Origin of the sequence: Methylocella tundrae (genome assembly GCF_038024855.1) — a bacterium.
GTDB lineage: Bacteria > Pseudomonadota > Alphaproteobacteria > Rhizobiales > Beijerinckiaceae > Methylocapsa > Methylocapsa tundrae.
This window is the reverse complement of the sequence record NZ_CP139087.1, coordinates 140,200-158,383: the sequence shown is the minus strand read 5'-3', so window position 1 is coordinate 158,383 and position 18,184 is coordinate 140,200. Positions and strand designations below refer to the sequence as shown.

Genomic DNA, 18,184 nt, shown 5'->3' with positions numbered 1-18,184 from the left:
GCTGAAGGCGATCAGCTACCCCGCGCCGATCAGTCGCGCCTGAAGCAGATCGATTTTGGCGCGCCCGTACATCTGGCGTTTGATGAGTTTCAGACGAGTGATCTGCCCCTCCGTCTGTCCATTGGACCAGGGCGAGATGATCGCATTTCGGACGGCGGCCAGATCTTTCTCGACACCATTGGCGAAAGATCCGACAAGGGTTCCCTTCCCAGCTTCGAGCCACGCGTCCAGCTTGGCGGCCGCCTTTGATCGGATCATGGATTGGAACTCCATGATGGCCTCGCGAGCAACAACCAGATCCTGGACATTTCCTTCAATGGCCGCCACCAGAATGGCTTCAGACTTTGTCAGGTCGTCACGTGCCGACGTCATTAGACGGGCGATGATCCGAGCTGACGGCGTTCGCGCCAGCGCGTTTTGACCTGCCTTTTCCGCAAGGCGTCTGCGTTGCGCCCATTGTGACACCACGCCGCTTCGCCCGGAAAAGCCCGCCACACGCATTTCGCGCCAAAGCGCCAGCGCATTGCGCTCCCCTTTCTCCCAGCGCTCATTCAGCCAGGGCGACCAGCTATCCAGCGAACTGGGCTTTGTCCGGAAGACATCCGTCCGCTGGCCGCGCAGGACGTCGCGAACAAGCTTGCGGCTGTGTCCCGTCTCCCTCACGATTTGCCTGATTGGGGCGCCTTGCTTCGACATTTTCAGAATGGCCTCATTTGTCTCTTGCCGACGCAGATATCCCTGGTACTGGAGGCGCTCAGCACAGGTGAGAAGCTTGGGATCTATGACGCTGCTGCCGATGGCCTTTCTGATCTGCCGCATGGATTTGCCAACCGCATCGAGAAAGGCTCGGCTCGAGTTTTCCAGGAGATGCCAACGATCCGCGACTTGTTCAGCGTGCGGCAGGGCTTTGGCGATGGCCTCGCCGTAACCGCCGCCCCGGTCCCGGGCGACCGTAAGTATTGAAGGCCGCTCAGCCAGCCACGCCCGAGAGGTGTCCAGCGCCCGATCTGGCAACAAGATCACGGGGCGACGGCGCTCAAGATCGCAGACGATCGTTCCATAGGTCTGTCCTCGACGAAACGCGAAGTCGTCAATGCCGATGACCGTAAGCTCGGCGCCATCGGTCTGGGTGCTGCGGCGACGCACGACACGCAGAAGCGTGTCGTTGCTGACGGGCATCATCAAGCGAAGGGCGAAAGCCGCCGCAGGTCTGCCACCCAAGGCCAGACCGAGATGATGGACGATAGTCTCAAGCCTTCCGGTGCGCCGGCCGTATGGGGAAAGGACGCCAGTCTCAAATCGTTCGCAAAAGATGCGCCGACCGCACAAAACCGCGTCGCACCAGAACCGTCGCGCAATAACCATCAGTTCGACTTGGCGGCCGCCAAGGGGAAGGTCGGCGGGGCGGCGCAAATACCGACTCTGAATCCGGCGGCTTCTTCGACCGCAATCTGGACAATGACCAAACGGCCGAAGGGACCGCAACCGGATCTGGAGCCGGGCGCCTTCCACCGTGACACCATCAACTGCAAAGCCATCTGGCGCCAGGCTGGCGCGTTGAAATTGCTGACCCATTCACAGCTCCTCCGACGAATCAGCAAGAGCGTCCCGGCGAACCGCAGCAAATATGAGTCAGAGCCAATTCTCGATGAAAATCCCGGGTCAATTCGAAGCGGAAATCAACAATCTGTGCGGCGACGGGCGAGGCATGGGTCGGATCAAGTCTGCGCGTGGACACCCAGAAGAACAGGATTTGGTTTGAGCTCGGCCTGGGAAAGAGTCCCCATGCCGCACTTCAGGCCGCATGGAATCAGCATGGCGGGTCTGTGTTCCGGTTCGAGGAGCTTGAACGGCTTCGGGAAGATTTCCCCGAACTCGAACGCGACGACGAGCTCAAGAAGCGCCAGGCCCTCTGGCAATCGCGGCTTCAGGCGTCGGCCGTATAATGCGTAGGCAATCTGCCGTCGTTGTTCACGAAGTCGATCCCTTTCGATGACTGCGGGATCTATCTTCGCCGCGCTCGCGTGCCAGAACTCCCGCGCGATTTCCGCTCCCGGCGAAGGCGCCTTTCGGTTACACTTTCGCTCGCGCCGTGGTGGTGGTGGAGGGCATGACCGTCAGACCTTTATCTCACGGAGTTCGCCGCCATGATCATCTTTGGACCTCGGCTCGTCATCCTCGGCATCGGCTTCTTCTGCTGGCTGCTGTTCACCCTTGCTGTCTTCGCGCTGCCATTCTTCGTCGGTCTGACGATCGGCATATGGGCACTCCACACCGGGGCCGGCGTGCTCGGTGGAATCGCCGTGGGCCTCGTCGCGGGCGGCCTGACATTTGGCATTGGCCAGCTCGCGCTCGCCTTCGTGCCGTGGGCGTGGCTTCGACTCCTGATCATCCTGCTCTACGTCGCGCCCGCAACCGTCGCCGGTTATAGCGCGACGCACGGAATTGCGCAGATGGCGATGCCTTCACCAACCTGGCAGACGATCTTCGCCGTCATCGGCGCGATCGCCGTCAGCGTCACGGCGTTCGTCCGCTTCACCGGAATGGCCGCGCTTGAACCAGCCGGACATGGCTTAGCGCGGGGCTGAAACCGTCACACCGTCCGGGTGAGCCAAACTAGGATGCCAAAACGCCACGGTCCTTTGTCAGGAGCTAAACCGGCTGCAGGTAGAGCGACCTAATCCGCAGCCTTTCGGTGAAAGAAACGATCAGTTCTGAGCCTTTCGTGATCTGGTTGCCCATGTGAGTCGACTTACCAACTTGCTGGTGGCTTATGCGGCAAAGTTCTGCGGAAACATCGCGCGCTTGGCCTGCTCATCGAGTTCGGACTTGAATGTGTGTTTTGCCTTGAGCTCCAAGGCGCGCACGACGGCGGGCCGGACGTTCATCTCTTCCACGAACCGCGCCACATTAGGATAATCGCCGAGGCCTTTCTCGCCGAAGATGAAGCCTGCGGAGGCCGCCCAGCCGAAAAGAGCGATATCCGCGATGGTGTATTCGCCTCCGGCGAGAAACTTCGACCCACCCAAGCGCTCATCAAGAACGCGGTAGTGTCGCTCGACTTCTCTGACGTAGCGGTTCTTCGCGTAGGGAAACTCATCCGATGCATAGTGCAGAAAATGGGCCGCCTGACCGGAAAACGGTGACAGGCCGGTAGCAACGAATTCAAGCCAAGAGAAGGTCGCCGCGCGGGCCGCTATCTCCTGCGGCAGATACTTGTGATGCTTCTCGGCAAGGTAGAGCAGGATTGCGTGAGAGTCGAAGACGGTCACGCCGTCGCCAACGATCGCCGGCACCTTAGCGTTCGGGTTGATCTTCCGAAACTCCGCAGTGTGCTGCTCGCCCTTCATGATATCGATGGTCTCGACTTCGTACGGCAACTCAAGCTCCTCGAGGAGCACCGCGACCTTCGTCGAATTCGGCGTGGGATGATAATACAGCTTCAGCATCTTGGTGTCTCTCTGTTACAGCGCCTGCGCGCGAATCGGGACTAGTGGCGCGGTTTCGGCGGGCCCTGGTCATCCAAGATCCCTCAGCGAACCCGGCATGGCCACCTCGTTAGAATTCGATCCTGCCCGTCCAATACGCAATTCACCAATCGATCTCACCGATAGGACCTATTTCCATCGCTGGTTTGTGGGCCTTTCCAGCCGTCCCTAAGTTTTAGGCGACGGTCAGATGACGACCTGTCCTTGCGCTACAAGAGGTTTCGATGGGTGGATCTAGGCCAGTATTCCAAATCGGCGATGCGTCACTGGTGAAGGTCGAGGAGCAGCTTCTTCACGCTATTCCTCCCTCGTTTCTCTATCCCGGAATGACGCCGAAGGAGTTTGCGGCCGTTCAGCCAACACTCACAGCAAGCGATCTCGAACCATCTCGAGATGCGCTGGTATTGAGCGTGCATACCTGGGTGGTGCGAACGCCACGGCATCTGATTCTGATCGACACCGGGAGCGGGAACGACAAAGAACGGCCGACCAACCCGCTCTTTCACCGCCAAAACTTGCCATATCTAGAACGTCTGGATCAAGCCGGAGTCGATCCGGAGGCTGTAGACTTCGTCTTCAATACCCACCTTCATGTCGACCATTCCGGATGGAACACTCGTCTGATCAACGGCAAATGGATTCCCACGTTTCCCAATGCGCGTTACGTCTTTCCGAAGGCCGAGCGTGACTATTATTCCAGCCCGACCAGCCACAACGAGGCCAACCGTCCGAGCCTTGGCGTGTACGAGGATAGCGTCCTACCCGTGATCGAAGCGGGCCTTGTAGACTTCATTGCCCCCGAGGGCGGCAAGTACCTCGACATCTTCGAATTTATCCCGACGCGCGGACACAGCATCGGCCATATGTCGATCGGACTTACCTCCGGCGGCGAGACCGCCATTTTTGCGGGCGACGTCCTGCATACTGCGCTGCAGTTGGCGCGCCCCGACGTGAACAGTGTCTTTTGTGAATTCGCTGCTGACGCTCTGGACTCGCGCCAGAGGCTGCTCAAGCGCGCCGCCGAGACGCGCGCGCTCTACCTATCTTCCCATTTTCCTGGGTCTTCCGCCGGCTTTGTCGCAGCGGACGGGGACCGGTTCACCTGGCGCTACGTATAAGGAGGATCGTCATGACATCGTCAGATCGCCCCGATCTTGGTCAGATCGTCTTTGAAGAGCACCGCATAGCGGCCGGTACGCCGGGCATCCTCCTTTACCTCCGCAACAAGCACCCGCGATCGATGACGCAGTTCTCCGCCGAGCGGACGATCGTCATGGTGCATGGCGCCACCTATTCGTCTGGCAGCCTCTACGACGTGCGCCTGGGCGGTTTCTCGTTCATGGATTACCTCGCGGCTCAGGGCTACGACGTCTTCGCGGTCGACGTGCGGGGTTACGGGCTTTCCAGTCGCCCGCGAGCCATGGAGGAAGACGAGCGGCTGAATCCTCCGCTGATTGGCACCGACACGGGCGTGTCCGATTTCTCCACCGCGGTGGATTTTGTTCTTAAGCATCGTGGATTGGATCGAGCGAATCTCTTCGCGATGTCTTGGGGCGGTACGGTCGCGGGGGCCTACGCCGCCGCCAATCCGGCGAAAGTACGCAAACTTGCCCTGCTGGCGCCGCAGTGGTTGAGCGACAAGCCGATCCCGCTCGACACGGGGGGCGAACTCGCTTCGTACCGCCTGGTTCCCGTCCTTGAGACTCTGCCGCGATGGCTGGGGACAGCACCCGAACATGCGCGTGAGAGCATCATCCCGGACGGTTGGTTCGGACAGTGGGCGCGCGCGACTCTCGCCGAGGATCCCTGGGCCCAGGAAAGGACTCCGGACCGGTTGCGTGCGACAAACGGCCCGATCGAGGATATCCGTAAATATTGGCGAGCCGGTAAGCCGTACTATCAGCCATCGACTATCGTCGTCCCGGTTCTGTTGCTGCACGGTGAATGGGACATCGATGTGCCAATAGAACTCGCGCTCGCCTATTTCCGCGAGCTTCAATCGGCGCCTTATCGCCGCTGGACGGAGATCGGCGAGGCGACGCATATGGCCCTACTTGAAAGGAACCGACTGCAGGCGTTTCGCGCCATCACCGATTTCCTGCTCGAGGACTATCGGCCCGAATAATTGCGGGTCGAATCGATCGGTCATTCTCTCCGCCAGCTACGAGTCGAAGAACGTATGAACCCCATCGATTGGTCCGATCACCCGGCGCAATTTCTCACGCCTTGGGTCGGTCCCTAAGTTTGTCGAACCAACACTCAGACAAATGGTCCAACAGATGATTATTCGTTCTACTTTGGCTATCGTTGCCGTATCGGCGATACTTAGCTACTCGGCTCCAGTCTTTGCGGAAACGCTGGCGCACCCGCCCGAGATCGCCTTCAGCGCCGGACAACTCTATCCGGAGACCGCGAGCTGGTCTGAGAAGGAAAAGGCATTTTTCGTTAGCTCCGTTCGCCACGGAACGGTCGGCAAGGTCACGCTCGACGGGAAATACACACCCTTCATCACCGACGACAACCTCGTGTCGACTGTGGGGCTCCTCGCCGATGATGCGCACAACACGTTATGGGTAACGAACTCCGACCCCGGCGCGGGCGATCGCACCAATGCGGCGACCCAAGGCAAGCTGGCCGGCGCTGCAGCCTACGATGAAACCACCGGCGTGCGCCGGGCCTATTACGACCTGAGCAGTCTGAGCCCGGGCGCGCATTTCGCGAACGACATTTCGATCGATGACGACGGCAACGTCTACGTCACCGATAGTTTTTCACCAACCGTCTTCCGCATCGGCGCCGACGGCAAAACATCGATTTTCGCCCAGAACGCATTGTTCGGCGATAGCAGCGGCTTCAATCTCAATGGTATCGCCTGGCACAACGGTGGCTTTCTCCTCGTCGGGAGGTACAATACTGGCGAATTGTTTCGCGTAAACGTCGCCGATCCAACCAAGGTCGATAGGGTCGAGCTGTCGGAAGTGTTGAAGGGCGCTGACGGTTTTCATCTCATCGATAGTCAACATCTCATCGTCGCGCAAAACCTCGGAGTCGATCGGATTGTGGAGTTGGTTTCTACAGACGGCTGGAAGTCCGCCAAAGTTGTCCGACAACTGAAAAGCGTGTTGTCGATGCCGAGTTCGGCGACTCAAGTCGGGCAAGACATCTACGTGCTGGATTCACGCATCGACACCCTCTTTGACCCGAAGGCTGTGAAGGTCGGCGACTTCCTGCTGCAGAAGTTCTGATGTGGTCGCTGCTTGCTGGGCGAAGACACTCAGCAAGCAGCAGCGCACCTGCACGATTAGGATCTGCGTTGCCGGCTGGTTGCTTGTGTAATTTGGTTGCGCAGCCAGATGTGAGCTGGATCAGTCTGCAACCGGGGATGCCAGAAGAGGATCATCTTAATGGGCGATAGCAGCAACGGCGGCGCGTAAATCTCGAGAACGTCCGTGAAACGCTCTAAGAACCTTCTCGGCAATGTGCAAATACAGTCGCTATTGCTCAAGACGAGCGGTGCTAAGGCGTAACTTTGGATCGAGACTGACACGGAGCGCTCGCGGCCCTCCTCTGCAAGGGCTGCATCGATCATGCCTTGGAATTGGCCTCCGCTCGTCGAGATCAAAAGATGATCTAGCAGGCTGCTGAAAAACCCTTTCGCTTAAGCCGCGTTCATGATTCCCTCGCGTTGCGAAGGGAGCGAACGAATGCGCGGGTCGGACGAACAGGCGGGGCGGCTTTTCAGCTATGTCGATCTGGAGACGAGGGTGCGGCGGGATCATCCGCTGCGCGCGATCCGGGCGATTGTGAACGATGCGCTGTCGGCCTTGGCGCCGGATTTCTCGGCGCTTTATTCGAAGACCGGCCGGCCGTCGATCGCGCCGGAGCGGCTGTTGCGCGCCATGCTGCTGCAAGCCTTCTATTCGGTGCGCTCCGAGCGGCAGTTGATGGAGCGGCTCGACACCGATCTTCTGTTTCGCTGGTTCGTCGGCCTTTCGGTCGACGATGCGGTGTGGGACGCTACCGTGTTCTCGAAGAACCGCGACCGCCTGCTTGAAGGCGCCATCGCGGCAAAATTTCTGGCGGCGGTTCTGGCTCGGCCCCGCGTGAAGAGGCTTCTGTCAAACGAGCATTTCTCCGTTGACGGCACACTGATCGAGGCCTGGGCGTCGATGAAGAGCTTCAAGCCCAAGGACGGCTCGGGCAAGGAGCCGCCGCCCGGCTCCGGACGCAACACCGAGGTTGATTTCAAGGGCGAGAAGCGCTCGAACGAGTCGCACGCCTCGACCACCGATCCCGAGGCCAAGCTCTACCGCAAGGGCGCGGGCATGGAAGCCAAGCTCGCTTTTCTTGGCCACGCCTTGATGGAGAATCGCTCCGGCCTCATCGTCAACGCCTGCCTGACCCCAGCCGACGGCCAAGCCGAACGAACCGCCGCGCTCGTTATGATCGAGCCGCTCGCCAATCGCCCGTCCGGCGTGACGCTTGGCGCCGACAAGGGCTATGACGCCCGCGTTTTCGTCAATGAGCTGCGCTCGATGAACGTGCGGCCGCATGTGGCGCAAAACAACAATGGACGCCGCTCGGCCATCGACCGGCGCACGACGCGCCATCCCGGCTATGCGGTCAGCCAGCGCATCAGAAAACGTATTGAAGAAGCGTTCGGCTGGATGAAGACGGTCGCTGGTCAGCGCAAGACAAAATTTCGCGGGGTCGATCGGGTCGCCTGGTCCTTCGCCTTCGCAGCCGCCGCCTATAATCTCATCCGATTGCCGAAGTTGATGGGGGAAACCGCGTGATGGAGCGCTAAGCCCAATCTCGCGCCGCTGCGCGGCGCCTCAACCGCACGGCGCGGGGGCGCCCGACGCCCGCGAAAATCACGCCCCAACCCCGAAAATCGCAAAGGCAAGGCGTTTTTCAGCAGCCTGCTAGGGAGCAGAACTCGTCGAGGGTTATTGGCTGTTTACCGCGCGGGTGGCCGATCCGCTGGGCCGTCACAAACTCGTCTTCGAACAGGGTTGTGGCGATCAGTTCATTCGAGCCGTCCTCCATCGTACCGACAAAAAGATCAATATCCCCCTGTTCGAGGTGCGTCGCAATCCTTGCCTTGTCCGGCAACGTGAAGGCAATCTTTATCTGAGGGGCTTGCGCTTTGATCATCGGGATCAAATCGGGCGCGAGGATCGCGGCTGGATTGTCGGTCGCCGCGATTCTGAACACGCGCTCGCTGTTTTGCGGATCGAACACATGTGCCGTCTTGATGAAATTGCTTAATCGATCGATGAGCTTCGCCAATTCGGGTTGAAGCGCGCTGGCATGAGGTGTCGGTATCATTCCGCGCCCCGATGCGGCAGGAATGAACAACGGATCGTTGAGGAGCTGACGAAGGCGCGTCAGCCTGGCTGAAAGAGCCGACTGAGTTATGTTGAGCCGCGCTGCGGCGTGCGTAACATTCCGGTCCTTCAGGAGGGCGTCCAGGGTCAGCAGCAGGCCAGTGTCAAAATCCGTAAACGCTTGGGCCACGTATTGCCTCCAGTCGCGGCGTGAACAAACCCCGACAGGCGGGTCCACGGCGATCCCTTCAAGAAAAAGCTAGGCCCCGGCGAATCGCCGCAAAGCCGGTGCCGCCAATAATACCCCAAGAGCTTCTTGCATTCATTCGAAAGGCGGTATTCGACAGGAGGGCCATTCGCCAAAATCGGCGCCCCTCGATAGTCTATCTGATTCAAGTTCTCGCGGGCGTTGCGTTAATATCTTCTGGAAAACTCGCGCTGCCCTTTTTCACCGGCCTGACGATCGGCTGTTGATTTCCGCTGAGATGTGACCCAGGAAGGCCAGAAATTTTCACTGAGAACTGGCTCTGACTCATATTTGCTGCGGTTCGCCGGGACGCTCTTGCTGATTCGTCGGAGGAGCTGTGAATGGGTCAGCAATTTCAACGCGCCAGCCTGGCGCCAGATGGCTTTGCAGTTGATGGTGTCACGGTGGAAGGCGCCCGGCTCCAGATCCGGTTGCGGTCCCTTCGGCCGTTTGGTCATTGTCCAGATTGCGGTCGAAGAAGCCGCCGGATTCAGAGTCGGTATTTGCGCCGCCCCGCCGACCTTCCCCTTGGCGGCCGCCAAGTCGAACTGATGGTTATTGCGCGACGGTTCTGGTGCGACGCGGTTTTGTGCGGTCGGCGCATCTTTTGCGAACGATTTGAGACTGGCGTCCTTTCCCCATACGGCCGGCGCACCGGAAGGCTTGAGACTATCGTCCATCATCTCGGTCTGGCCTTGGGTGGCAGACCTGCGGCGGCTTTCGCCCTTCGCTTGATGATGCCCGTCAGCAACGACACGCTTCTGCGTGTCGTGCGTCGCCGCAGCACCCAGACCGGTGGCGCCGAGCTTACGGTCATCGGCATTGACGACTTCGCGTTTCGTCGAGGACAGACCTATGGAACGATCGTCTGCGATCTTGAGCGCCGTCGCCCCGTGATCTTGTTGCCAGATCGGGCGCTGGACACCTCTCGGGCGTGGCTGGCTGAGCGGCCTTCAATACTTACGGTCGCCCGGGACCGGGGCGGCGGTTACGGCGAGGCCATCGCCAAAGCCCTGCCGCACGCTGAACAAGTCGCGGATCGTTGGCATCTCCTGGAAAACTCGAGCCGAGCCTTTCTCGATGCGGTTGGCAAATCCATGCGGCAGATCAGAAAGGCCATCGGCAGCAGCGTCATAGATCCCAAGCTTCTCACCTGTGCTGAGCGCCTCCAGTACCAGGGATATCTGCGTCGGCAAGAGACAAATGAGGCCATTCTGAAAATGTCGAAGCAAGGCGCCCCAATCAGGCAAATCGTGAGGGAGACGGGACACAGCCGCAAGCTTGTTCGCGACGTCCTGCGCGGCCAGCGGACGGATGTCTTCCGGACAAAGCCCAGTTCGCTGGATAGCTGGTCGCCCTGGCTGAATGAGCGCTGGGAGAAAGGGGAGCGCAATGCGCTGGCGCTTTGGCGCGAAATGCGTGTGGCGGGCTTTTCCGGGCGAAGCGGCGTGGTGTCACAATGGGCGCAACGCAGACGCCTTGCGGAAAAGGCAGGTCAAAACGCGCTGGCGCGAACGCCGTCAGCTCGGATCATCGCCCGTCTAATGACGTCGGCACGTGACGACCTGACAAAGTCTGAAGCCATTCTGGTGGCGGCCATTGAAGGAAATGTCCAGGATCTGGTTGTTGCTCGCGAGGCCATCATGGAGTTCCAATCCATGATCCGATCAAAGGCGGCCGCCAAGCTGGACGCGTGGCTCGAAGCTGGGAAGGGAACCCTTGTCGGATCTTTCGCCAATGGTGTCGAGAAAGATCTGGCCGCCGTCCGAAATGCGATCATCTCGCCCTGGTCCAATGGACAGACGGAGGGGCAGATCACTCGTCTGAAACTCATCAAACGCCAGATGTACGGGCGCGCCAAAATCGATCTGCTTCAGGCGCGACTGATCGGCGCGGGGTAGCTGATCGCCTTCAGCAAAAATGCGTCAGAGCCAATTCTCGATGAAAATCCCGGGTCAATTCGAAGCGGAAATCAACATCGCCACCTCCGGCGGCCAGATGGAGCCAACCGGCAAGGCGACGCTGGATCCAACGAGATCGAACGTGCTCCACGTTCGGCTAGGCCGGGTTTTAAAGCCCGGCGTTTATTTCGTGCGCGGGTGATGTCCCGCAATAACCCCAGTTCAGGCGATTACCGCTTTACAATTATACCCTGAAAAAGGCCTGCTTCGATTGGGCAGCTGCGCCGCTTTGCGGCGCCGGCGAGCGCATCGACCGTTGGAACTTGCGCGTCGAGACGTTGATTAGCATCTGGTTCATTGCCCATTTGCCGAGTCAGTCTTCGCTTTGCGCGGTTCCACAACTGGGAAGGGCCTGCTCCTTGCCGTCGAAGCCACGAAGCCGGGGACGCGCCATTCCACCCTGCCGCCGCGGAAGCCGATCTTGCCCGTCGTCTTGCCCCAGCATGCGCCTAGCGCCGGCGGCCCCGTTCATGGCGCTCACTACAAGCCGCCAGCGCGTCCTGCTCAGTGGCTTTCAAAGAACGAGAAATAGCCCATGATGCGCTCGATGAGGGTCGCCGCCGTGCCTATTGATGATACTTCGAGTCCTTCATGGCATGGTCGACAGGACACGACCGTCGGCGCGCACCAGCAGGGCTGCGAGGCCGAGACGAGAGGCGAGCTCCAGACCGTGATCGGCGCCTGCGACCATCAGGGCCGTAGCCCATGCGTCGGCCGCCATGCACGTCTCGGCGAGGACGGTGACGGCGGCGAGGTCGTTCTCAAGCGGCGCGCCGCGGCGCGGGTCCATCGTGTGCGACAGGCTCCGCCCGTCCACCTCGACCGTGTGGCGGTAGACGCCCGATGTGGCGACGGCGGCGCCGGAGAGTTCGAGCACGCCGAGGATGGCGCGTTCGCCGGGATCGGGCTTTTCGTGGGCGACCGCCCAAGGGCGTCCGTCGGGCTTCAGGCCCATGGCGCGCATCTCGCCGTCGATGCCGACCAAACAGGAATCGAGGCCGGACTGTTGCGCCTTTCGCGCAAGTTCATCTACGCCGAAGCCCTTGGCGATCCCTGAGAGATCAAGCCGCAGCGGCGCGAGGCGCCGCGCGCGGCGGGAAGCGAGGTCGAGCTTCAGCGTCTTCGGCGGTTCGAACGACGCCCGCCCTGCGAGGCTTGCGATCAGCCCGGCGATTGGCGCGCGCGATCCGCCTCCAAAGCCCCAGGCGCGGACAAGGTCGCCGACGCCGATGTCGAAGGCCCCGCCCGAAAGACGGCCGATCTCAAGCGCGGCGGCGAGCACGACTGAGAGTTCGTGCGGGATCTCGACCCAGGCGCCGATCGGCGCGGCGTTGAGGCGCTCGAGATCGGAATCCGGCCTCCATGTCGACATCTGCTGTTCGACGCGATCGACGGCGCCCTGAAGGCTGCGGCCGAGCGCAGCCGCATCGAAGTCGTCGGCGGCCCAGAAGACAGCGGACCACCGCGACCCCATGGTCGGACCGTTCAATGCGTGACGACGAAGCGCCGCAGGATTGGAGAGCGTTTCAATAGACATCTTCGACATAGCGTCCCGAGGATTTGAGGATGGCGAGGTCGAGGCCAAGCGGCCGGACGACCGGGTCGAGCGCGTGGGTTACGGCCTGCGCCATGTCGCGCCCCCCGCACACCAGAATCTGCGCGCCTTGCCGGATCAGTTCGCGCAAGCGGGGCGCGTCCGCGGCGATGCGGTCCTGCACATAGGCCCCGCCGTCCGGGCCGCGCGAGAAGGCGGTCCTGAGGGAGGTCAGGCGCTTTTCGGCAAGGTGCTGGGCAAGTTCGCGCTCGTAGAGAAAATCCGACGCCGCGCTACGGCCGCCCCAGTAGAGGTGAACCGGCCGACCGGCTTGATTGGCGCGCACGAAGCCAGCCAGCGGGCCGATGCCGGCACCCGCGCCGATCAGAATAAGCGGCGCGCTGCCCCTGTTTGGCCGGAAGGCCGGGTTTTCGCGGACGAACGCCTGAATGAGGTCGCCGGGCGCGAGAGCATGGAGGAAGGTCGAGCAGAGCCCGCCCTCGCGCAGCCGCACGCAGATTTCGAGCACGCCATCGCGCGCCGCCGACGCCAGCGAATAGAACCGCGGCATCGGACCGCCCGGCGGCAGGACGCCGACGAGATCGCCCGGCTCGAACGACGGCAGGCGGCCGGCGTTCGCGCCAGTTCCGGGCGCCCGAAAGCGCAGAATCGCAACCGGCGCGCCGACGGCGACGCCATAATCCTCGCGCTCGACGAGTTCGAGCGCGAAAGTCTTCGGCGGCTCGCAGACATGCTCCAGCGCGAGATCATGACCGAGCGCGGCGCCGAGGCCATGGCCCCATTGCGCGAATTCCTGCGCCGAGCAGCGATCGATCCGCTTCATCGGCAGGATCTGCGGCCAGCCCTTCGCCGCGATCGCCGCCGATACGTCATCCGCAAAGCCGCAGAAGCGCCCGAAATTGCGGTCGCCGAAGCCGAGCAGCGCCACCGGAACCGGATCGTTCAGCGCGGCGAGGCGCACGAGGAAGTTCTTCGCCGAGGCGGGCGCCGCGCCGTCGCCGCAGGTCGCCGCAAGAATCAGCAGGCGCCCGGCGCTCGCGTGGACCGGCGCCAGATCGTTCATGTCCCCTGTGTGGATATGGTGACCGGCGGCGGTCAGAGCCGCGTGCAGCGTTGCGGCGAAACCCCAGGTCGAATTGCCTTCGCTGCCGACGAGGATGATCGTATCGGCGGAGCGGGCCGAAACATTCCTCGCGATGCGCGGGCGCGCGGCGCGCCGGCGCCGCCACGACAGGAAACCCGTCGCTGCGAAAACCGGGACCGTCGCCGCCGAGAGGCCGAGCCACAGGCCGAGCGCCCAGGCGCCTCGCCCCGTGTGGAGCATGCGGACCAGATCCTGGAGGCGGTCGAGCGTCGTCGCAGGCGCGAAAGCGACGGCAGCGCCTGTCGCCGCGTCGATCCGCGCCTCTCCCGCCGAACTGCGCAGCCGGTAGACGTCCGTGCTGTCCCCGGGCGCCGGGAAGGTCAGTTCGCGCAAGTCGGCGACGTCGGCGACCTTTAGCGCCGCGAGAGTCCCGACGGGCGCCGGCGGCCCGGCGCTCGCCACGACGTCCGGGATCGCGGCCTCGCTCTCGGGGATGAAGCCAAAAGTGCTCGCCGACATCCAAAGTCCGGTCAAAGACGACAGCAACAGGCCGGCGGCGGCGAGACGGCCCAGCGCGCCGTGCCAGCGCTGCGCGGGCGCGCCCGGGATCGGGCGAAACAGCGCGCGCGGTCCGCCGAGACGACGGACGAGCATGACCATGCCCGATGCCGTCAGCGCGAGCATGGCGAGCGCGCCGATCCCAGCGGCCGCGCGGCCCGCGTCGCCCGCCAGAAACGAGCGGTGCAAGTTGGTGATGAAGCGGGAGACTTCCGACGCCCGGTAGTCGCCGAGCCCCATCCCGGTAGCCGGATCGACCCTTTCGACGCCGGCTATGTCGCCGTCGGCGAAGGCGACGGTGATCGATCCGTCTGGCCGTTTGCGGATCGAGTCGATGCTTTGGTGACGGGCGGCGACCGCCTCGGCCAGAGCGGCGACGCTGGCGCCGCGCACGATTGCGGGCGTCGCCAGACGGTCGAGCGCCGGCTGCACGGAGAGCGCCGCCCCGGTGAGGGCGATCACGGCGAGGCCGAGCGCAAGCGCGACGCCCGTTAGCGAGTGAAAACGGCGAAGCATGACGGGACTTTCCGATCGGTTCAGAAGGAGACCGAGAAGGACTTCACATAGCCCTTGCCCGGGACAGGCTTGCCGGAGGTTGAGGCGTCGAGCGGCAGGACGGCCTCGGAGGGATTGTCCCTCCCGTCCTCGACCGCGGTGTCGACGTGGAGCTTGTACCCTGCGTCGATCATGGCGTCGGCGAGGTCGAAGCTCATCTTAAGCGTCTTGCCCGAGCCGATGCTCGCGCCGGTGACGCCGTCGATCTCGGCCACCGCGCCGCCCGAGGCGCGCTGCCAATCGGAAAGATGCCGGTAATATTTCGCCTTGCCGCCGGCCATCCAGAGGGTCCCCCTGTATTTGCCGGCGGCGTCGGTAACATAGAGGACGACATAGGCGCCGTTGCCGCCATAGTTCTTGAGCGTCGTCTCGATGGTGATCTGGCGGGCCTCGGCGAAGCCCGGAGCCATCAAGGCGGCGGATGCGGCGATGGCGGGCAGGACGAATTTCATCGGTCTGTTCCTCGAAGGAGATTGGGGAGGGCGCGGCGGTCGATCACTGGACCTCGACCTTTGGGCGGGCATGGCCATTGAAGAGGCCATTGTCGGGAACCGGCGCATTGGGATCGGTGGGGCCGGCCTGCGGGATCGCGCCGCGGCCGCCGCCTTCATCGTCATCGTCGCCGTCATCCTCTTCAGGGCGGCTTCGCGCGGAATATTCCCGCCCCTGCGTCTCTTCGGCGAGGCGGAGCGGAGCCCGCTCTGCGTCGACAGCCTCGACGCCGTGACGCGCTTCCTGGCGATGGCCTTCCGGAAAATCGCGGTCGGTCGCCGCCAGCGCGACGCCAATGGCGACTGTGGAAACGAGGAGCGCCGCTCCGATCAAAATGGGTTTCTTCATAGGATGTCTCCGGTTGCATTGACCGGAGCATTGTCGCCATCGCGCCTGACGGCCGCCTGAAGGAAAAGCTGAATTGCGTTCAGCTTCCCGTCAGGCTTGCGGCGCTGGCGTGGCGAAGCGCACTGTGGCGCGCAGGCCATCGGCTTCGCCGGGGATCGGCGAGGCGAGGTCGAACGCGAGGCCCGCACCGCGGCAGATGGCGGCGGCGATCGCAAGGCCAAGGCCGGACCCCTCCGACCGCGTCGGGCCGCGCTCGAACGGCCGGACGAGCCGCTCCAGCTGTTCCGCCGGCACGACGGCGCCGTGATTTGAAACCTCGAACAGCCCCTCTGCGAGCCGCACCGAGACGGGCGCATCGGGGGCGCCATGCTTCAGCGCATTCTCGATGAGGTTGCGGGCGAGAATCGCGAAGGCGTCCGGATCGAGATCCGAAAGGGGGCCGCCGTCCGGCGTGATCGAAACGGCCAGCGCGTCGCCACGGTCGGTCTGGCGGTCGATTTCCTCGATGACGTGGCGCAGCACTAGCCCGAGCGGCGCCGGCGTCTCGGCGAGAAGGCCGCCGCCCTCGGCCTTAGCGAGCTGCAGGAGCTTCTCGGAGAGGCGCGAGAGGCGCCGCAGCGCGGTCGCGATGGAGCGGGCGCGGTCGCTGGCCGGGCTCTCAGGCAATTCGGCGATGAGGCGCTGGGTCTGCGCCAGCGCGGCGGCGATCGGCGTTCTAAGTTCATGGGCGCTGTTGGCCGTGAAGCTGCGCTCGGCTTCGAGGGCGCCGCGCAAGCGCTCCATCAAGGCGTTGACCGACGCCGCGACGGGCGCGATCTCGTCCGGCAGCCCAGCTGCCGCGACGGGCGCGAGATTGCCGCGGCCACGCGCTTCGATCGCGCTGCGGAAGGCGATCACGGGCTTCATGGACAGCCGGATCGTGAGCCACACGCCAAGCAGGGCGATCGGCACGAGGGCGACGAGGGGCCAGATCAGGGCGGCCACGGCGCGCCGGACCGCCGCCTCGCGGTGACGCAGGTCCTCGGCGGTCGTGACGAAGATGGTCCCCCGGACCGCGGCCTCGGTATAGGTGCGCAGCCGGTCGGTGGAATGGTAGCCGGGCGCGAGGCCGCCTGGAATGCTCATGAGGTCGGCGCCGCTGGACTGGAGCAGTTCGTGCCCCCCTTTGTCGCGGACCACATAGGCGATGTATTCCCTGTGCGGACCGATCGGCGCCATGTGCTGGGTCGCACCGCCATCCTCGCGCGAGAGCAACTCGGAATAGGCGAGGGGGAGCACCCGCTGCGCGACTTCCTGCAGCGCGCTGTCGAACACTTCATCGATCTCGTGGCGCAGCACCAGGCCGGCCACCGTCGCTGCGGCGAGCCACAAGGCCGTGACCGCGACGGCGAGCCATAATCCGATGCGTCGGCGCAGGCTCCATCCAGCGGACGGACGCCCGCCGCTCACGCGCGCGTCCCCGGCGAGCCGAGACGGTAGCCTATGCCGCGAACCGTCTCGATCGCCTCCGCTCCAAGCTTCTTGCGAAGGCGCCCGATATAGACTTCGATCGTATTGCTCTGGATCTCGGCTTCGAAGGAATAGAGCCTTTCCTCGAGCTGCGATTTGGAAATCAGCTGATTGGGGCGCTGCACGAAGGCTTCGAACAGCGACCACTCGCGGGCGGTCAGCTGAACCAGCCTGCCGCCGCGCCGGATGGAGCGGGCGGCGAGATCGACCTCGAAATCGCCGAAGGCGACAAGCGGATTGGGATTGCCACAATAGCGCCGTCCGACCGCGCGGATCCGCGCGGACAGCTCGAAAAGGTCGAAGGGCTTGATCAGATAGTCGTCGGCGCCGACGTCGAGGGCGGCGATGCGGTCCGAGATCTGGTCCAGCGCCGTCAGCACCATCACCGGCGTGACGTCGCCCGCCGACCGCAGGCGTTTCAGGAAGTCGAGACCGCGTCCGTCCGGCAGCATCAGGTCGAGCAGGATAAGTTCAAAGGCGGCGGCATGGATCGCGACGCCGGCTTCGTCGAGACGCTTTACCCAGTCGGCGGTATGTCCGTCGTCCATAAGCTGGTCACGCACCGCCATTCCAAGGATGGGATCGTCTTCGACCAATAGAATGCGCATGCGTCGCCTCGGCGTGTCTTGTGCAAACTTATCCTGCCGGGCTGGCGAAGTAGTCCTAAAATTGTTTGAGTCGTTCAGGAAGGCGTCAGTTTGGCGTGCTTCCTCGGCTATCCGGGGCGCCAGCAGGAGAGCATCAGTGAAAAGCGCGTTGGGTGCGGCAATTTTGGCCCTCATGGCATGTCTTGGCGCCGCGCGGGTCGCGGCGGATCAGGCCTGCAGCGCGCCGCTGGCCGACTGGCAGCCGCGCCAGGCTTTACAGGCGAAGCTCGAGGCCGAAGGCTGGACCGTGCTGTCGATCCGCTCCGACGACGGCTGTTACAAGGTCAGGGCAACGAAGGCGGGAGGGGAGCGCCTCGACGCAAAGTATGCCCCGGCGAGCCTCGAACGCGTCCAGCGCAAACAAGATGAAGACGATGACTGACGGCTCCGAAGCGATCTGTTTCAGTTCC

Annotated in this window: 18 protein-coding genes; 9 read left to right on the top strand and 9 right to left on the bottom strand. The window is 63.0% G+C overall.

The genetic code is table 11. From position 1 onward, the window contains the following. Positions 1-15: 15 nt before the first annotated feature. Positions 16-1,575, bottom strand: a complete 1,560-nt coding sequence (locus SIN04_RS00810) for an ISL3 family transposase (RefSeq protein WP_322843383.1) — start codon at positions 1,573-1,575, stop codon at positions 16-18. Between the two features lie 155 nt (positions 1,576-1,730). Here SIN04_RS00810 and SIN04_RS00805 point away from each other — a divergent pair, with 155 nt between their 5' ends. Beyond that, complete coding sequence (locus SIN04_RS00805) at positions 1,731-1,946, top strand: GIY-YIG nuclease family protein (RefSeq protein WP_134493492.1); 216 nt, start codon at positions 1,731-1,733, stop codon at positions 1,944-1,946. A gap of 201 nt (positions 1,947-2,147) precedes the next feature. Continuing rightward, on the top strand, positions 2,148-2,588 hold the full coding sequence (locus SIN04_RS00800; protein ID WP_134493491.1) for a hypothetical protein: 441 nt from the start codon (positions 2,148-2,150) through the stop codon (positions 2,586-2,588). Between the two features lie 183 nt (positions 2,589-2,771). On the opposite strand, the gene SIN04_RS00795 is transcribed toward SIN04_RS00800, so the two are convergent. Continuing rightward, a complete protein-coding gene (locus tag SIN04_RS00795; RefSeq protein ID WP_134493520.1) occupies positions 2,772-3,446 on the bottom strand; it encodes a glutathione S-transferase family protein in 675 nt (224 codons plus the stop codon). 266 nt (positions 3,447-3,712) lie between these two features. On the opposite strand from SIN04_RS00795, the gene SIN04_RS00790 reads away from it, so the two are divergent. The 4 genes from SIN04_RS00790 to SIN04_RS00775 all read left to right on the top strand — a co-directional run bounded on the left by SIN04_RS00790 (position 3,713) and on the right by SIN04_RS00775 (position 8,284). Beyond that, positions 3,713-4,606, top strand: coding sequence for an MBL fold metallo-hydrolase (locus SIN04_RS00790; RefSeq protein ID WP_134493490.1), 894 nt, complete (start codon positions 3,713-3,715; stop codon positions 4,604-4,606). Positions 4,607-4,617: 11 nt separating this feature from the next. Further along, positions 4,618-5,613: an alpha/beta hydrolase gene (locus tag SIN04_RS00785; RefSeq protein ID WP_134493489.1), complete on the top strand. Its 996-nt coding sequence runs from the start codon at positions 4,618-4,620 to the stop codon at positions 5,611-5,613. A 154-nt stretch (positions 5,614-5,767) separates the two neighbouring features. Next, positions 5,768-6,733: a hypothetical protein gene (locus tag SIN04_RS00780; protein ID WP_244606079.1), complete on the top strand. Its 966-nt coding sequence runs from the start codon at positions 5,768-5,770 to the stop codon at positions 6,731-6,733. 459 nt (positions 6,734-7,192) lie between these two features. After that, positions 7,193-8,284, top strand: a complete 1,092-nt coding sequence (locus SIN04_RS00775) for an IS5 family transposase (protein ID WP_134493488.1) — start codon at positions 7,193-7,195, stop codon at positions 8,282-8,284. A 118-nt stretch (positions 8,285-8,402) separates the two neighbouring features. Here the strand turns inward: SIN04_RS00775 and SIN04_RS00770 are convergent, their stop codons facing one another. Beyond that, positions 8,403-9,008 (bottom strand): LysR family transcriptional regulator, encoded by a 606-nt coding sequence (locus SIN04_RS00770; RefSeq protein WP_134493487.1) that lies wholly within the window; start codon positions 9,006-9,008, stop codon positions 8,403-8,405. Between the two features lie 398 nt (positions 9,009-9,406). On the opposite strand from SIN04_RS00770, the gene SIN04_RS00765 reads away from it, so the two are divergent. After that, the gene (locus SIN04_RS00765; RefSeq protein ID WP_322843381.1) at positions 9,407-10,966 is read left to right on the top strand and encodes an ISL3 family transposase; all 1,560 of its coding nucleotides are present in this window, start codon (positions 9,407-9,409) and stop codon (positions 10,964-10,966) included. Positions 10,967-11,006: 40 nt separating this feature from the next. Beyond that, positions 11,007-11,168 carry a hypothetical protein gene (locus SIN04_RS00760; protein WP_210234740.1) on the top strand — a complete coding sequence of 54 codons (162 nt, stop codon included), beginning with the start codon at positions 11,007-11,009 and terminating at the stop codon, positions 11,166-11,168. Positions 11,169-11,615: 447 nt separating this feature from the next. Here SIN04_RS00760 and SIN04_RS00750 read toward each other — a convergent pair whose 3' ends face one another. The 6 genes from SIN04_RS00750 to SIN04_RS00725 form a co-directional block, all read right to left on the bottom strand. Continuing rightward, complete coding sequence (locus SIN04_RS00750) at positions 11,616-12,563, bottom strand: FAD:protein FMN transferase (RefSeq protein WP_244606078.1); 948 nt, start codon at positions 12,561-12,563, stop codon at positions 11,616-11,618. Then, positions 12,553-14,739: a PepSY domain-containing protein gene (locus SIN04_RS00745; protein WP_134493485.1), complete on the bottom strand. Its 2,187-nt coding sequence runs from the start codon at positions 14,737-14,739 to the stop codon at positions 12,553-12,555. Before SIN04_RS00745 ends, SIN04_RS00750 begins: the two co-directional genes overlap by 11 nt. Positions 14,740-14,759: 20 nt before the next feature. Continuing rightward, positions 14,760-15,230 carry a DUF2271 domain-containing protein gene (locus tag SIN04_RS00740; RefSeq protein WP_322843380.1) on the bottom strand — a complete coding sequence of 157 codons (471 nt, stop codon included), beginning with the start codon at positions 15,228-15,230 and terminating at the stop codon, positions 14,760-14,762. A gap of 43 nt (positions 15,231-15,273) precedes the next feature. After that, complete coding sequence (locus SIN04_RS00735) at positions 15,274-15,618, bottom strand: hypothetical protein (RefSeq protein WP_134493484.1); 345 nt, start codon at positions 15,616-15,618, stop codon at positions 15,274-15,276. A gap of 90 nt (positions 15,619-15,708) precedes the next feature. Beyond that, positions 15,709-17,067 carry a HAMP domain-containing sensor histidine kinase gene (locus tag SIN04_RS00730; protein WP_322843379.1) on the bottom strand — a complete coding sequence of 453 codons (1,359 nt, stop codon included), beginning with the start codon at positions 17,065-17,067 and terminating at the stop codon, positions 15,709-15,711. Beyond that, positions 17,064-17,735, bottom strand: coding sequence for a response regulator transcription factor (locus tag SIN04_RS00725; protein WP_134493483.1), 672 nt, complete (start codon positions 17,733-17,735; stop codon positions 17,064-17,066). The genes SIN04_RS00730 and SIN04_RS00725 overlap by 4 nt, the downstream gene beginning before the upstream one ends. A gap of 136 nt (positions 17,736-17,871) precedes the next feature. On the opposite strand from SIN04_RS00725, the gene SIN04_RS00720 reads away from it, so the two are divergent. Beyond that, on the top strand, positions 17,872-18,156 hold the full coding sequence (locus tag SIN04_RS00720; protein WP_244606076.1) for a PepSY domain-containing protein: 285 nt from the start codon (positions 17,872-17,874) through the stop codon (positions 18,154-18,156). The last annotated feature ends 28 nt before the right edge of the window (positions 18,157-18,184 follow it).

Excerpts from the sequence above, each read along its gene's own strand:
- SIN04_RS00785 (WP_134493489.1), top strand. The coding sequence starts at position 4,618 with ATGACATCGTCAGATCGCCCCGATCTTGGTCAGATCGTCTTTGAAGAG.
- SIN04_RS00810 (WP_322843383.1), bottom strand. The coding sequence starts at position 1,575 with ATGGGTCAGCAATTTCAACGCGCCAGCCTGGCGCCAGATGGCTTTGCA.
- SIN04_RS00750 (WP_244606078.1), bottom strand. The coding sequence starts at position 12,563 with ATGTCTATTGAAACGCTCTCCAATCCTGCGGCGCTTCGTCGTCACGCA.
- SIN04_RS00735 (WP_134493484.1), bottom strand. The coding sequence starts at position 15,618 with ATGAAGAAACCCATTTTGATCGGAGCGGCGCTCCTCGTTTCCACAGTC.
- SIN04_RS00775 (WP_134493488.1), top strand. The coding sequence starts at position 7,193 with ATGCGCGGGTCGGACGAACAGGCGGGGCGGCTTTTCAGCTATGTCGAT.
- SIN04_RS00740 (WP_322843380.1), bottom strand. The coding sequence starts at position 15,230 with ATGAAATTCGTCCTGCCCGCCATCGCCGCATCCGCCGCCTTGATGGCT.
- SIN04_RS00765 (WP_322843381.1), top strand. The coding sequence starts at position 9,407 with ATGGGTCAGCAATTTCAACGCGCCAGCCTGGCGCCAGATGGCTTTGCA.
- SIN04_RS00760 (WP_210234740.1), top strand. The coding sequence starts at position 11,007 with ATGAAAATCCCGGGTCAATTCGAAGCGGAAATCAACATCGCCACCTCC.
- SIN04_RS00725 (WP_134493483.1), bottom strand. The coding sequence starts at position 17,735 with ATGCGCATTCTATTGGTCGAAGACGATCCCATCCTTGGAATGGCGGTG.
- SIN04_RS00780 (WP_244606079.1), top strand. The coding sequence starts at position 5,768 with ATGATTATTCGTTCTACTTTGGCTATCGTTGCCGTATCGGCGATACTT.
- SIN04_RS00745 (WP_134493485.1), bottom strand. The coding sequence starts at position 14,739 with ATGCTTCGCCGTTTTCACTCGCTAACGGGCGTCGCGCTTGCGCTCGGC.
- SIN04_RS00790 (WP_134493490.1), top strand. The coding sequence starts at position 3,713 with ATGGGTGGATCTAGGCCAGTATTCCAAATCGGCGATGCGTCACTGGTG.
- SIN04_RS00800 (WP_134493491.1), top strand. The coding sequence starts at position 2,148 with ATGATCATCTTTGGACCTCGGCTCGTCATCCTCGGCATCGGCTTCTTC.